13 protein-coding genes are annotated in these 14,069 nt (G+C 58.4%); all 13 read right to left on the minus strand.

Annotation, left to right across the window (positions count from 1 at the left end; genetic code table 11):
• Window positions 1-18 precede the first annotated feature (18 nt).
• A complete protein-coding gene (locus QDI87_RS05430) occupies window positions 19-762 on the minus strand; it encodes a methylenetetrahydrofolate reductase (RefSeq protein WP_055159952.1) in 744 nt (247 codons plus the stop codon).
• Window positions 763-904: 142 nt separating this feature from the next.
• Entirely contained in the window at window positions 905-2,371 is a 1,467-nt protein-coding gene (locus tag QDI87_RS05435; RefSeq protein WP_270527807.1) for a DASS family sodium-coupled anion symporter, read from the minus strand.
• 300 nt (window positions 2,372-2,671) lie between these two features.
• Window positions 2,672-4,339, minus strand: coding sequence for a formate--tetrahydrofolate ligase (locus QDI87_RS05440; RefSeq protein ID WP_055159948.1), 1,668 nt, complete (start codon window positions 4,337-4,339; stop codon window positions 2,672-2,674).
• 45 nt (window positions 4,340-4,384) lie between these two features.
• On the minus strand, window positions 4,385-5,248 hold the full coding sequence (gene folD, locus QDI87_RS05445) for a bifunctional methylenetetrahydrofolate dehydrogenase/methenyltetrahydrofolate cyclohydrolase FolD (RefSeq protein ID WP_055159946.1): 864 nt from the start codon (window positions 5,246-5,248) through the stop codon (window positions 4,385-4,387).
• Between the two features lie 54 nt (window positions 5,249-5,302).
• The gene (locus tag QDI87_RS05450; RefSeq protein WP_148485416.1) at window positions 5,303-6,151 is read right to left on the minus strand and encodes a 4-hydroxybenzoate octaprenyltransferase; all 849 of its coding nucleotides are present in this window, start codon (window positions 6,149-6,151) and stop codon (window positions 5,303-5,305) included.
• Window positions 6,148-7,608: a menaquinone biosynthesis decarboxylase gene (locus QDI87_RS05455; protein WP_036373933.1), complete on the minus strand. Its 1,461-nt coding sequence runs from the start codon at window positions 7,606-7,608 to the stop codon at window positions 6,148-6,150. Before QDI87_RS05455 ends, QDI87_RS05450 begins: the two co-directional genes overlap by 4 nt.
• Window positions 7,609-7,678: 70 nt before the next feature.
• Window positions 7,679-8,470, minus strand: coding sequence for a twin-arginine translocase subunit TatC (tatC, locus tag QDI87_RS05460; protein ID WP_036373935.1), 792 nt, complete (start codon window positions 8,468-8,470; stop codon window positions 7,679-7,681).
• Window positions 8,471-8,488: 18 nt separating this feature from the next.
• Complete coding sequence (locus tag QDI87_RS05465; RefSeq protein ID WP_036373937.1) at window positions 8,489-8,707, minus strand: twin-arginine translocase TatA/TatE family subunit; 219 nt, start codon at window positions 8,705-8,707, stop codon at window positions 8,489-8,491.
• A 176-nt stretch (window positions 8,708-8,883) separates the two neighbouring features.
• Window positions 8,884-9,282, minus strand: a complete 399-nt coding sequence (gene tatA / locus QDI87_RS05470; RefSeq protein ID WP_036373939.1) for a twin-arginine translocase TatA/TatE family subunit — start codon at window positions 9,280-9,282, stop codon at window positions 8,884-8,886.
• A 46-nt stretch (window positions 9,283-9,328) separates the two neighbouring features.
• On the minus strand, window positions 9,329-10,288 hold the full coding sequence (locus tag QDI87_RS05475; protein ID WP_036373941.1) for a polyprenyl synthetase family protein: 960 nt from the start codon (window positions 10,286-10,288) through the stop codon (window positions 9,329-9,331).
• A gap of 546 nt (window positions 10,289-10,834) precedes the next feature.
• A complete protein-coding gene (locus QDI87_RS05480; protein ID WP_155948022.1) occupies window positions 10,835-11,311 on the minus strand; it encodes a hypothetical protein in 477 nt (158 codons plus the stop codon).
• Between the two features lie 1,713 nt (window positions 11,312-13,024).
• Window positions 13,025-13,348, minus strand: coding sequence for an RNase H1/viroplasmin domain-containing protein (locus QDI87_RS05485; protein WP_278742479.1), 324 nt, complete (start codon window positions 13,346-13,348; stop codon window positions 13,025-13,027).
• A 5-nt stretch (window positions 13,349-13,353) separates the two neighbouring features.
• Window positions 13,354-14,067 (minus strand): hypothetical protein, encoded by a 714-nt coding sequence (locus QDI87_RS05490; RefSeq protein WP_278742481.1) that lies wholly within the window; start codon window positions 14,065-14,067, stop codon window positions 13,354-13,356.
• Window positions 14,068-14,069 lie beyond the last annotated feature (2 nt).

Raw genomic sequence — 14,069 nt, forward strand, 5'->3', positions numbered from 1 at the left:
AACTCTCCTATCTATAAATCAGGCAAGAACGCCCGCGAGGTACGCCTCGAGGTTCGTCTTGATCGGCATCAGGTAGACATTGGCGTCCTCGCGCTCGGCGAAGTCCATGACTTCTTTCGCAAAGCCGATGCTCCAGTCGAGTGTCGGCTCGAAGGCATGCGGGAAGACGACGTGATTCTTGCGCTCCCAGTAGCTCTGCGAGCGCGCGCTCATGACGGGCGATATACCCCAGTAGACCTCGAGGCCCTGCAGCATGTCGGCGTAGACCGAGAGATACCGTATGTCGAAGAACGGCTGTGTGAAGAAGCCAGCGGCACCTGCCTGCAGCTTGCGCTTGATGCGATAGAGCTCCTGCGCCATGGAGCCGCGGTACTGATCGATGCCGGCGTAGACCTTGACCTCCGGCATCTCCTTGCGGAACTTCCAGATGACATCGACGCTGTTCGTCGGGTAGACCTCATGCATCATGTCCTGCGGCGGGTCGCCCTCGATGACGAGGACCTCGCGGATATCGTGTGCGCGCAAATAGTCCTTCATCGCGAGCTCCTTGTCGAGGTCGATATCCATTGCGCGGATGTGCGGCATCGAAGCGGGGAAATACTCCTTGGCGACAGCGGCGCCCTGCCAGCTCCGTATCGGGAAGCGCAGGAGGTCGGGGATGTTGATGACATCGACCTTGTCCTGGAACTTGCCGAGCAAGGCGAGCTCCTGGCGCAAAGCGTCCTCGTCACGTGGAACGAGTTCTACTGAGATACGTTTCATATATGTCCTCCGAAGTGTATTTTTCAAAAAAAGCACCATATATCAATCATATTGTAAAGTCTTTGCCAGTATTTTGCAAGTATGCCGACACGCAAAAAGGCCGCCGCAAAGCGGCAGCCTTCAAAAACGAACAGATCGCACCTCAGAGGACGAGGCCGAGCCATTTCCAATACGTATTCGTCAAGAGCAGGATGGTCAGGTAAGCGAAAATCGTCAGCGGGATGCCCGTCTTGATGAAGTCCTTGACCTCAAACGTATCTGTGCTGTAGGCGATCATGTTCTGCGGCGCATTGACCGGCAGGATAAAGCCGAAGCAGATCGTGTACTGCAGGATCATGACCATGCCGACGACATTGAGCGTCATGTTCTCCGAAGCGCCCTGCAGGACAGAGATGCAGATCGGGATCATCGCCGAGGACAGGGCCGTCGCACTGGCGAAGCCGAGATGGATGAGGATGAGGAAGAGCGCGAGGATGGCGATGATGAACGTCGCCGTCGCATCGTAGAGGCCGAAGTACTCGACGATGACATGGGCAATCCACTCACCCGCCTTCGTCGAGAGGATGGCCGAGCCGAGGCTGATGCCGACGCCGAAGAGCAGCAGCGTGCCCCAGTTGATGCGCTCCTGGACTTCCTTCCAGGTCATGATGCCGATGCCCGGCATCATCATCAAGGTGACGGCGACGATCGTCGTCGAGGAGGTGTCAAACGGGTGCACGATCTTCTCCGTCGCCCAGAAGAAGAGCAGGACGACGGAGATGAACATGAGCTTCTTCTCATCCGCCTTCATCGGGCCGAGCGCCGCGAGCTCCTGTGCGATCTTCTCCTTGCCGCCCGGCACTTCATCCATCTCCGGCGGCATGAGCTTCAGGAGGACGAAGTAGAGGATGACGCTCATGATGATGGCGAACGGTGCGGCCGCGATGAACCAGTCGAGCCAGCTGATCGTCGTGCCGAGCTGCTTCTCGATGAAGCCGAGTGCGACCATGTTCTGTGCAGCAGCCGTCTTGATGCCGACGTTCCAGATGCTGTCGGCCTGTGCGACGGCGATCAGCATGATGGCGGCGAACTTGCTCTTGCGCGGCACGCCGAAGACGGCGATGATGCCCATGACGATCGGCACCATGCACGAGACGCGGGCCGTCGTACTCGGCACGAAGAAGCTCAGGACGAAGCCGACGCAGATGACACCGGCCAGCACGTGATGCGTCTTCGCGCCGATCTTCGAGAGCACGAAGAGCGCGATGCGCTTGTCGAGCCCCGTCTTCATCATCGCCGCTGCAATCAGCAGCGCCGCACCGACGAGCGCCAACGCCGTGCTCGAAAAGCCGCCCAGGGCCATCTTGAGCGCGCCCGACGTGCCAAGCATCTTCGACGGATTGACCATATTAGGCGCCGTGCCGAGCAGGAAGGCCATGAGCGACATGATGATGCCCGCTGAGACCGGATAGGCGACAGCTTCCGTCATCCAGATGATGACGGAGAACACGAGGATGGCCAGCATGCGGTGGCCTGCCGTCGAGAGTTCCGGCGGTGTCGGTATCAACAGCAGCAGGATGAGCACGAGGAAGCCTACGGGCAGCCCCATGCGGCTCAGATTTTTTTTCATGATGATTCCTCCCTTTACAAGATGATGGCAGCATACAAGACCATATAAAAAGGCAGACCTCTGACAGGTCTGCCCTTGTCACGACGCGTGCGCCATTGCACTTATATCGCATATTCATATGTACTATACTGAATCTGTATGGATATCATACCGCAAGCTCGCACGCTTGTCAAGTTGTAAACATCATGCAAAAGAATAATCCTCATTACAGAAGAGAACCTTGTAACAGAAAAGCCACTGCATCGCGAAAATGCAGTGGCTCTTATCCATGACAGCAGCTGTGGCGTCATGATCCAATCATCAGAACAGTCCTGTGATCTTGCCGTTGACGTCGATGTCCATGTTCTCGGCAGCCGGATGCTTCGGCAGGCCCGGCATCGTCAGGATGTTGCCCGTCAGGGCGACGATGAAGCCGGCGCCGGCGCTCACGCGCAGTTCCTTGACCGTGATGCGGAAGCCCGTCGGACGGCCGATCTTCGTCGCATCGTCCGACAGCGAGTACTGCGTCTTGGCCATGCAGACCGGCATCTTGTCGAAGCCGAGCTCCTCGATCTCCTTGAGCTGTTTCTTGGCAGCCGGCGTGAAGTCGACGCCATCGCCGCCGTAGATCTCCTTCGTGATCTTCTCGATCTTTTCAGGGATGCTCTCATTGACATCGTAGATGAAGTGGAAGTCGTTCGGTTTCTCTGTCGCCGCGATGACCTTGTCGGCAAGCTCCAGGCCGCCTTCGCCGCCCTTAGCCCAGACCTCCGACAGCGCGACTTCGGCGCCGAGCTCGTTGCACTTCTTCTCGACGAAGTCGAGCTCTTCCTTCGTGTCCGTCGGGAAGGCATTGATGGCGACGACAGCCGGCAGGCCGAACTTCTGGATGTTCTCGATGTGCTTCGTGAGGTTGGCGATGCCCTTCTCGAGCGCTGCCATGTCGACCTTGCCGAGTTCCTTTTTGTCGAGGCCGCCGTGCATCTTGAGCGCGCGGACCGTCGCGACGATGACGACGGCATCCGGCTTCAGGCCGGCGAAGCGGCACTTGATATCGAGGAACTTCTCGGCGCCGAGGTCCGCGCCGAAGCCTGCCTCCGTGACGACGTAATCGGCGAACTTCAGCGCGAACTTCGTCGCCATGACGCTGTTGCAGCCATGTGCGATATTCGCGAACGGGCCGCCGTGGATGAAGGCCGGTGTGCCTTCGAGTGTCTGCACGAGGTTCGGCTTGATGGCATCCTTGAAGAGCAGCGTCAGCGCGCCCGTGACATTGAGCTCTTTCGCGCGGATGGCGCGGCCTTCGCGGCTGTAGCCGATGACGATCTCGCCGAGGCGCTGCTTCATATCCTCGAGGTCCTTCGCGAGGCAGAGGATGGCCATCATCTCCGAAGCGACCGTGATGTCGAAACCCGTCTCGCGCGGCGTGCCGTGGGCCTTGCCGCCGAGGCCGATGACGACGTGGCGCAGCGCGCGGTCATTGAGATCGAGCACGCGCTTCCAGGTGATGCGGCGCACATCGATGTCGAGCGCATTGCCCTGCTGGATGTGGTTGTCGATGACAGCGGCGAGCAGGTTGTGGGCCGTCGTGATGGCGTGGAAATCGCCCGTGAAGTGCAGATTGATGTCCTCCATCGGCACGACCTGCGCGTAGCCGCCGCCGGCAGCGCCGCCCTTGAGGCCGAAACACGGGCCGAGCGACGGCTCGCGCAGTGCGACGGCGACCTTCCGGCCCTGGCGGTGGAAGGCGTCCGCAAGGCCGACACTCGTCGTCGTCTTGCCCTCGCCTGCCGGCGTCGGGTTGATGGCCGTCACGAGGATGAGCTTGCCGTTCGGCTGCTCCTTGACGCGCTCCCAGGCAGAGAGCGCGACTTTTGCCTTGTACTTGCCGTAAAGTTCCAGTTCGTCATCGGAAATGCCAAGCTTTTCCGCAATCTCCTGGATGGGGCGCATCTCGGCTTCCTGTGCAATCTCAACATCGGTTTTCATTTCTGTACCTCCTGCAATCTCTGAGAAACACTTTCTATATTCATGTTATGCCTGAAGCTGCATCTCTGCGGCGCGGACAACATTTTCCATGAGCATGGCGACGGTCAAGAGTCCGACGCCGCCCGGCACTGGCGTGATGGCGCCGGCGACTTCCTTGACGGATTCGAAGTCGACGTCGCCGACGAGCTTCTTCGGCGCGATGCGGTTGATGCCGACATCGATGACTGTCGCGCCCGGCTTGACCATGTCAGCCGTGACGAACTTCGGGCGGCCGACGGCTGCGACGAGGATGTCGGCCTCGCGCGTGATGGCCGGCAGGTCCTTCGTGTGACTGTGGCAGATCGTGACAGTCGCATTCTTGCCGAGCAGCAGATGGAGCATCGGCTTGCCGACGATGTTGCTGCGGCCGATGATGACGGCGCGCTGACCGTCAATCGGGATGCCGGCGAGCTCGAGCATGCGCAGGCAGCCGAACGGCGTGCAGGGCACAAGTCCCGGCTCTCCCGTCACGAGGCGGCCGACGTTGACGGGATGGAAGCCGTCGACGTCCTTCTCCGGGCGGATGCGCTCGAGGATCTCCGACTCGTGCGCGGCAATCTGCTCGGGCAGCGGCAGCTGCACGAGGATGCCGTGGATCTTCGCGTCCGCGTTGAGCGCATCGATCTTCGCGATGAGCTCGTCTTTTGTCGTCGTCTCGGGCATCTCAATGACTTCGGAGTAGATGCCGAGCGCCTCGCACGACTTGTGCTTGTTGCGCACGTAGACCTGCGAGGCAGGATTCGAGCCGACGATGATAACGGCAAGGCCCGGCTGCACGCCGTACTTCTCCTGCAGAGCGGCTGCCTTCTTCTGCGCGTCCTCGCGGAACGCCTGGGCAAAGACCTTGCCCTCCAAAATACGAGCTGTCATAGAATCACCTTTCCTATCTCTCTATCTCTGAAAAAACAACGTCAAGACTATCGGTCAGATATAGAAACTCATCCAGGTACAGGCAAAGATGGCCACCGAAACGATGCCATTGCGCATGAAGTACCGCTGCGTCACGCGGGAAAAATCAGTTGGGCTCACGATGCGATGCTGGTAACAGAGCGTCGCAGCGGCGATGAATACACCAACGAAGTAGAGCGCCGAGAGGTGCATCATAAAGCCGACCGCCGCGAAGCAGGCGATGCAGATGATATGCGCGGCGACGGCGATGCGGAAGGCCCCGGCTGCGCCGTAGCTGACGGCCAGCGAGTGGAGCCCCTGACTGCGGTCAAATTCCTCATCCTGCGCGCCGTACATCGCATCAAACGCCCCGATCCAGAGCGCGACGGCCAGACAGAGCACGATGAGCGGCGCCGTGACCGTGCCGCTGACGCCGACCCAGCCACCCGCCGGCGCCATGGCGATGGCGAGGCCAAGGAACATGTGGACCCAGCCCGTCACGCGCTTCATGAACGGGTAGATGATGAACGGGATGGCCGCCACGGGCAGCAGGTAGATGCAGATCGGCTGCAGCTGCAGGACTGAGAGCACCATGAGCACAAGGCAGATGACGATGAAGACGAGCGCCTCGCGCTTCGAGATGCGTCCTGCAACCATCGCGCGGTAGGCCATGCGCGGCTGCTGCTTGTCGTACTTGAGGTCGGCGAGATTGTCGATGGCCATCGCCGCGGCGCGGCCCGTCGTGATGGCCATCGCGATCCAGAAGAGGTCGATGAGACGCGGATGGCCGCCCGCAGCGAGCACCGCCCCCATGAAGGCGAACGGCAGGTCGAAGATCGTGTGGTGCAGGGCGACGTTGTTGATGTGTGCTTTGATAGAGATCACTCGAGTCCAAGCTCCTTCCACTTCGCATCGACCTTCGCCTTGATGTCCTCCGACATCGCGATCTCATCCGGCCATTCGCGGCTGTGCCCCTCTTCCGGCCAGGTCTTCGTCGCATCGACGCCGAGCTTCGCGCCCCACTTCGCCATCGGCGAGGAGTGGTCGAGCACGTCGAGAGGGCCCTCGACGATCTCGAGATCGTGCTTCGCGTCGATGTTGTTGAAGACGCGCCAGGCCACTTCGCTGATGTCCTGGACATCGACATGTGCGTCGACGACGATGATCATCTTGACGTTCATCATCTGACCCATGCCCCAGAGCGCATGCATGACCTTGCGCGCCTGCATCGGGTACGACTTCTTGATGGAGACGATGCAGCAGTCGTGGAAGACGCCCTCGAGCGGCATGTTGATGTCGATGATCTCCGGCTGCATCTGCTGCAGGAGCGGCAGGAAGATGCGCTCCGTCGCCTTGGCGAGGAAGCAGTCCTCCATCGGCGGCTTGCCGACGACGGTTGCCGAGTAGATGGCATCCTTGCGGTGCGTGATGGCCGTGACGTGGAAGACTGGGTAGTCGTCGGCGAGGGAGTAGTAGCCCGTGTGGTCGCCGAACGGGCCCTCGCGGCGCATCTCATCCGTGCGGACGTAGCCCTCGAGGATGATCTCTGCCGTGGCCGGCACCTCGATGTCAACCGTCTTGCACTTGACCATCTCGACCGACTTGTGGCGCAGGAAGCCCGCGAAGACCATCTCATCGATGTCGCGCGGCAGCGGTGCTGTCGCCGCGTACGTCACGACAGGGTCTGTGCCGATGGCGACAGCCGCCTCGATGCACGCGCCGCCCTGCGCCTTCATGTCGCGGAAGTTCTCCGCGCCGTTCTTATGGATGTGCCAGTGCATGCCCGTCGTCTTGCTGTCGTACTTCTGTAAGCGATACATGCCGACGTTGCGCTTGCCCGTATTCGGGTTCTTGGTGAAGACGAGCGGCAAGGTGACGAACGGGCCGCCGTCATCCGGCCAGCACTTGAGGATGGGGATCTCGTCGAGATCCGGGTTCTCCGTCTCGACGACTTCCTGGCACGGCGCATGCTTGACGTACTTCGGGAAGTTGATGGCCCGCTTGATCATCGGGATCATCGTGACGACGCTCATCTTGTTCTGCAACGAGACGTACGGCAGCTTCATCATCTCGCGGAGCTCATCCGCGACATCGTCGAGCTTCTCGACGCCGAGGGCCATGGCCATGCGCTCGTAGCTGCCGAAGGCGTTCATGAGCACCGGCATCTTCGAACCCTTGACGTTCTCGAAGAGCAGGGCGACATTCTTCTCGCCCTTCATCTTGGACACGCGGTCCGTGATCTCCGTGATCTCGAGATCCGGGTCCACCTCTGTCTTGATGCGCTTCAAGAGGCCCTTGCTCTCGAGGGCCTCGATGAATTCGCGCAGATCTCTGTAAGCCAAAAAAATCTCTCCTTCTCTATCGTATCAATCTAAGCAGACTGAGTTGACTCTGCTGACTCCGCCTCCATATTCACCGGCGCAGGATGAAGCGCACGATGAAGTAGCCGACCTCGTAGAGGACAATCATCGGCAGCGCGATCATCGACTGCGTGAAGACATCCGGCGTCGGCGTGATGATGGCGCCGGCGACGAAGGACAGGAAGATGACGATGCGCTGATACTTCTTGAGCATAGCCGAAGTCAATATGCCCATCTTGCCGAGGATCGTTATGACGAGCGGCAGCTCGAACACGAAGCCAAACGGCAGGACGAACGTGATGACGAAATCAAAATACTTGTTGACGGAAAAGAGCGCCTCGAGCTCCGCATTGCCGAAGCCCATGAAGAAGCGGATGCCCGCCGGCAAGACCAGGAAGAACGAGAAGGCCAGTCCCGAGAAAAACAGGACGACCGACGTCGGCACGACGATGCCGAGCACCATGCGCTCCTTGGCCGTCAGGGCCGGCAGGAAGAACCGCCATACCTGGTAAAAGACGATGGGCAGTGCCATGAGGAAGCCGGCGACGACAGCCACCTTGAGGTACGTGAAGAACGCCTCAGACGGCTGCATATAGTAGAGCTTGCCCGCAGGCAGCGTCAGATAATGCATGATCTCCTCGATGAAGTAATATCCAACGCAGCTGCCCAGGCCGACAGCGATGAGACATTTGATGAGTCGGCTGCGCAGTTCCGTCAGATGTGCGATGAGCGACATCGTACCGTCATCGTCCGACTGCACTTCCTGCACCGTCTCTGCCGCTTCGCTCGTCTGCTGCGGCGCTTCTATTTCTTCATATTGTCTTTCTTCTGCCATTTCTGCCATGGGTACCTCTTATCCTGCTCACTTCTGCTCATCTTTCTTGACAGGCGTCTCTTTCGTCTCCGCCGTCACATTGATCATCTTGTCGTCTTTCTTCCCATCCTCGTCATTGCTGGCCGACTTGAACTCGCGGATGCTCTTGCCGAGCGCCTTGCCGACATCCGGCAGTTTTCCCGGGCCAAAGATGACAAGGCCGATGATCAAGATGAGTACGAGTTCCGGTACACCTAATCCAAACATGATATTTCCTCCCCAAATACGAAAGACTGATGAGCCTGCACACGGCTCCACACTATGCTTCTATTATACATGCTGCCCGAGCGGCTGGCCAGTCTGTTTCCCAATAGACACTATAGGCTTGGCTTATGCTTCCATAACCTTGAAATAAAAACGGGCGCAAAAAGTTGCGCCCTGCTTCAGACTGATTGTTTCTCTTTGCCCGCGGCTTCCTTCTTCGCCTGCGTCTCAGCGATCTGCTGGCGCACGCTCTCCTGTGTCGGTGCCTCATAGGCAGGCGCTTTCGGTGCGGTCTGCTGCGGCGCTTCTGCCTGTGCCTTCGCTGCTTCTGCAGCAGGCGCCTGTGCTGCGCTCTGCTGTGCCTGTGCCTGCGGTGTGGGCTGCGGCTGTGGCTTTGGCTGAGCCTGCGGCGGGGGTTCCGGTGCGTTCATCGCCTGCGTCAGCGCATTCGATGCCTTGCGGAATTCACGGATTCCCTTGCCAAGCGTACGCCCCATCTCCGGCAGCTTGCCGGGGCCAAAGACGATGAGCCCGATGATCAGGATGAGCACGAGCTCCGGTACACCAATTCCAAACATATTGTCCCTCCATTTACCGTTTCACGATAGCACGATATCCATGCGGTCAAAAATCGCGGTCGCCGATAAAGTCGGCTACCATCTCATACGCTTCGCGGATGGCGTCGGGCAGTCCTTCCGGCAATGCTGCCTTGGCGCGCGCAAGGTACTCGTCCGCCTTCGCCTTGGCGAAGTCCACGCCGTCCGTCGCCTTGACTATCTCTAATGCGCGCTCGACCATCTCGTCCGTCATCTCCATGTCCGTGACGATGCGCTCGAGTTCCTCGGCATCGGGGCTCGTCTCGAGTGCCCGGATGACGGGCAGGGTCACGATCCCCTGACGGATGTCATTGCCGGCCGGCTTGCCGATTGTCTCAGCCGTCTGCTCGATGTCGAGGAGGTCATCCGTGATCTGGAAGGCCATGCCGATGCAGTGGCCATACTCCGCGAGCTTCTTCATCTCCTCGCGGTCCATGCCGCCGACCATGGCGCCGAGCTCACAGCAGATCTCGAGGAAATCGGCCGTCTTTTTCTGGATGCGCTCGTAGTAGTCGGCCACGCCGCGCGAAGCCTGGTAAACAGCGTGGTCCTGGATGATCTCGCCGACACTGAGGTTGCAGACGAGATCGGCCAGGCGCTTCGAGACGTACGGATCATAGCCCTCCTCTGCAATCAGTGTGAAAGCTCTCGCGAAGATGTAGTCGCCCGAGAGGATGGCCACCTGGTTGTTCCAGCGCGCATTGGCCGTCGCCGCACCGCGGCGCGTATCCGCCTCATCGATGACATCGTCATGGACCAGCGATGCCGTGTGGATGAGCTCAAGCGCCTCTGCCAGCGGCAGGACATGCGGCAGGTCAAAGGCTCTGCCGCCGCGAGCCGACAGCAGGCAGAGCGCCGGACGGATGCGCTTCCCGCCCGATGTCACGATGTGCATGCCGACTTCCGTCACCAGGTCATTCGTGGAAGTCACGGCCTCCTGCAGGCCCTGCTCCAGTACTTCAAGATCGCCCTTTATGACATCAAACATCTGGTTTGACAAATTCATCACCTACAAAATCTTACCCTTATTTATGACGCATAACACATTCTATAATTATAACCCAGCCAGAAACAGCCGTCAATCACAGTTATCACACGTTCAAAGCGTTCTGAACAGGGCATTTTGAAGGTCTTTTTCCATTTTTTGTTACCATTCTGTTACCGCTGGCCCTGTTCATCGTGTTACCGCTGTTACCACGCAGAAGCCCTGTTGTATCGCCCTCCAGCACCAACAACCACAGATATGAAAACAGGCCGCTGACTTCTACCAGTCCGCCGGGCTCCAATTGCCCATGGAGGGTAGAAGGTTCAACGACCTCTAAAGAGAACCTCGCCGATGTCCGATGTCACGAGCCCCGAACCAAACGTCCGAAACGACTCAGCGAAGAAGCTTCCCGCTTGATTTATAGCAGCCAGGGCTTAGGTGCTGCCACACAGTCCAACGCTGGTGCGGTGTCCCACGACAGCCATATTGTTGGAGCCGTAAACCGTGGGGGTAGCCCTACATCCGATAAATCAAGCGGTCCTCTCACCATCATTGTACCACAGCCGCCCGCGCAATGCCAGACTGTTTCTGCACTGCTACGTTCCATTCATCACACAACATTTCCAGCTGTTCCTGCTCGTACCGCCTGCAAGTAGACTCACAGCGATGAACGCGCCGTGCAATCTCAGGCCAGCGCAGACCATAGAAGTAGTGCAACCGGACAACGTTGCACCAGTCCCAACACTCCAGCGTGTCCAAGAAAGCAAGCTCCCGTCGCATCCTGAGGACTTCCTGCATCAGGCGGGCGGCCTTGCTTCTTTGCTTCTCTGCCAGCGTGACAGCAGACTCCACCGCCGAAGCTCCCGCACCGCCACGCGCTCCCGACACGTGCCACCCTGAGTAATGTGGCAGCACATCGCCGACAAGATCCTGAATCTCCTGCGTCAAGCTGGCAATCCTAGCAGCGTACTGCCCAGCCGCCCGCATGTAGTCCCGCATGGAATCCACCGTCATAATCTCCTGCATCGTCAGCACCCCTTTCGACAAAGAACACCTGCTTTCATTGTCCGCCCCTGCCAGCCACTTGTCAACGGGAACCTGCAACAACACAAAGAAGGCTCAACGATGTGGGAAACTTCGCACGCCCCGCACCTACTTTCAACAGAACGAATTTTTCTGTGAAAGAGAGCCTTTCTTCTGCTCTCAGCATAGCACTAGTTCTGGAAAGTAGCAAGAACATTCTCAGCCTAAGTCCGTCTTGCCAACAATTTGCCATCTGCCTTTTTACGGACTGAGGAAAATAACCTTTTAGGGACTCGGAAAACTCGCCATATTCCCAGCCGCCCGCATCGACTTGCAGGGACTCGCCGATATGCCGACCCCGTCCCGCCGACACCGCCGCCCACCATTTGCGTTTATTTTCGTCTCACCCGTGTAGCTTCCCTGTTTTCTACTCGTCGAATCCCTGACGCATATACTCATATAGGCCGACGAGTTGAAGGCCCTAGAATCGCGTCCTAGGCGGCGAGAGAGAGAAACGCCGTCCCCTCCTGTGGGCATAGCATCACGAGCGATCCTCTCGGTATCAGTCCCCAATTTTGGGGTCTTGCCCATCCCTTGCCCCTTGCGCGTGTGGGCGATACCTGCCAAAACGACAGTTTTGAATCTCCCCTACCAAAACGGTACTTTTGAATCTCCCCGCGGCCCATCCCCTCGCGCGTGCGGGCGGCACTACCGTCACGAATCGTTACGGTATTCTTATCCTCCTGCACCCTCGCCACAATCTAGTGTGCTGCACCTCGTCCAGTCCGTATCCAGTCCGTATACAGCCAGTCTGCCGCTAGATCACCCGCGCTCCTGTCGTGCTGTCCTGCCGTCTGCTCCTGCCCATAGAAGTACATAGGCCATTGCCCTGCCGTGCCTTGTAGCCTGTCCTAGGAAGTCTGAGAGGGCAACATGCTTCATCCCTTGCGTCGTACCATGTCAGCATATGCCAGCCCTGCTCCATCACACACGCAAGATATGACCCGCCAAGCCAGCACCGCCAGCAGGCGAACGTTAGCATATGTCAGCCGACTCTTTTCTCGTGTATGGAAAGTCAGGAAATCATCATGATCAGCAGAAATCTTGACCTTTCGACTAAAGCCATTTTGAAAAGCAGGCATGGACGCCCATAGACACGAGTGTAAAGTCCTTTTCCGCTGTCTCTGTCTGCCGCCCTCTCAATACTGTCCATTATTGCATCATAGTGTAAACTAAGTGCAACATCATTACACAATAGTGTACTATGATGAATACGGTTATTGAGTCGTATGCATGAGCGCACACGGATTTCTTAGTTCAAATTACGTTCGATAGGCATCAATTATCGGAACTAATACAGATTCTCGACAAGTGTCTTTTGTGAGAGGAACAGGGCAAAGTCTGGCCCACGCCTGCCGCCCGTTCTCATGCTGTTTTCCGGTGTGAGGAAATTCACCCATCGCGGATCACGTGCCTGCCTACCGGAAATGGGTTCAGTCATCCCTGCCGTTCTCATCCGTCCGTCCTAGGCGTGTGACCTGCTTCCTGCCCGTCGAATCCTCTGCCCACTACATAGGCCAGCGCATAGACAGCCCTTGTAGCGCGTCCTAGCGCGTCTGAGAGGATAATCCTGCCCGCTACTGCCTGCTGTCCTCGCGTATAGACAAAAAAAGACGGGCCACATCTGCCCGTCGCAATCTTAGGATTTCTTAGCTGTTAGCATTTGTTAGTGTCCGCGTTCGTCTCCTGCTTCCACTCAGGAACGACAGGCCCTTGCAATGGCTCAGTCGCTGGAACGAACCGCCAGTTGTTTGCGTCCGTGTCCTTGCCGCCGCGCTTCTTCCGCCGTGCTTGCCGTGCTTCATCCCGCTTCGCCATCTCGTCCAACAGCCATTGTTCCGCATCCAGCCGCGAATAGAAGCCACGGTAACGGGCGGCTATCCCGTAATCTTGCACGCTTGCCGCGCACGTCGCCCACGAGTCGAAAATGCCAACGGCCCTGCCACGGCTCACCGCATAGCATGTGAATGGTTTCTTCATAGCCGTCACTCCTTCCAGCCATCGATCTTGCGCATCCACTTCGGGCGGCGCGGCTTTGCTTTCAGGCCCAGCACCTCGCCATCTGCAACAAGATAGACGCGCCCCTGCTTGTCCCTTGCTTCGGTTACATGCTTCGGAAGAAAGCACGGCTCCCCCGTCTGCTGCTCAACGAAAGACTCTATCAAGGATTGCTTGCCCTCGCGCTCCCGCATCTCGTCCATGACATGCATACCAGCAAGACAGCACAATCGAATATCCCAATTCGTCATCTCCATCAAGAAATCCAGCACCTCGCGCGTCCCCTTGAACCGCTTCCAGCCGCCAGCCGCTTCGACTGCCTGCCGTGCCGTGTAGTAGTCCTGCCATTCATATCTCGCGCCGTCGTACCACTTCTCAGGCGGGAACAGCTGTGCAACCTTCTCAGCCGATAGCAGCGACCCCAGCAGCAGCATGGAATGGAATACGTTCCCCAAGTCTTTCAGGCCCGTGTTCGTCTCGTCGTCCAGCTCCTCGTTCTCTAGGTAGGCAAAGTACCGCACAAGACCGACGAAAGCAGGAACAACGTCCTTCTCGTCTGCCCACTCGACCGTGCCGCCCGCTACAATTCGCTCCATGTGTTTGATGCTTTGTGTCAGATACCGGCACGCCTTCCGCGCTCTCAGCAGCTCCTCGGCCTTCTGCCGCTCGTCCCGCTTGCCAGCAATCCGTTTCATCTTCATGT

Source organism: Mitsuokella jalaludinii, assembly GCF_928722185.1.
GTDB lineage: Bacteria > Bacillota > Negativicutes > Selenomonadales > Selenomonadaceae > Mitsuokella > Mitsuokella jalaludinii.

Excerpts from the sequence above, each read along its gene's own strand:
- tatC (WP_036373935.1), bottom strand. The coding sequence starts at position 8,470 with ATGGCAGAAATGGCAGAAGAAAGACAATATGAAGAAATAGAAGCGCCG.
- tatA (WP_036373939.1), bottom strand. The coding sequence starts at position 9,282 with ATGTTTGGAATTGGTGTACCGGAGCTCGTGCTCATCCTGATCATCGGG.
- QDI87_RS05435 (WP_270527807.1), bottom strand. The coding sequence starts at position 2,371 with ATGAAAAAAAATCTGAGCCGCATGGGGCTGCCCGTAGGCTTCCTCGTG.
- QDI87_RS05485 (WP_278742479.1), bottom strand. The coding sequence starts at position 13,348 with ATGAAGAAACCATTCACATGCTATGCGGTGAGCCGTGGCAGGGCCGTT.
- QDI87_RS05490 (WP_278742481.1), bottom strand. The coding sequence starts at position 14,067 with ATGAAGATGAAACGGATTGCTGGCAAGCGGGACGAGCGGCAGAAGGCC.
- QDI87_RS05430 (WP_055159952.1), bottom strand. The coding sequence starts at position 762 with ATGAAACGTATCTCAGTAGAACTCGTTCCACGTGACGAGGACGCTTTG.
- QDI87_RS05440 (WP_055159948.1), bottom strand. The coding sequence starts at position 4,339 with ATGAAAACCGATGTTGAGATTGCACAGGAAGCCGAGATGCGCCCCATC.
- QDI87_RS05465 (WP_036373937.1), bottom strand. The coding sequence starts at position 8,707 with ATGTTTGGATTAGGTGTACCGGAACTCGTACTCATCTTGATCATCGGC.
- folD (WP_055159946.1), bottom strand. The coding sequence starts at position 5,248 with ATGACAGCTCGTATTTTGGAGGGCAAGGTCTTTGCCCAGGCGTTCCGC.
- QDI87_RS05480 (WP_155948022.1), bottom strand. The coding sequence starts at position 11,311 with ATGCAGGAGATTATGACGGTGGATTCCATGCGGGACTACATGCGGGCG.
- QDI87_RS05475 (WP_036373941.1), bottom strand. The coding sequence starts at position 10,288 with ATGTTTGATGTCATAAAGGGCGATCTTGAAGTACTGGAGCAGGGCCTG.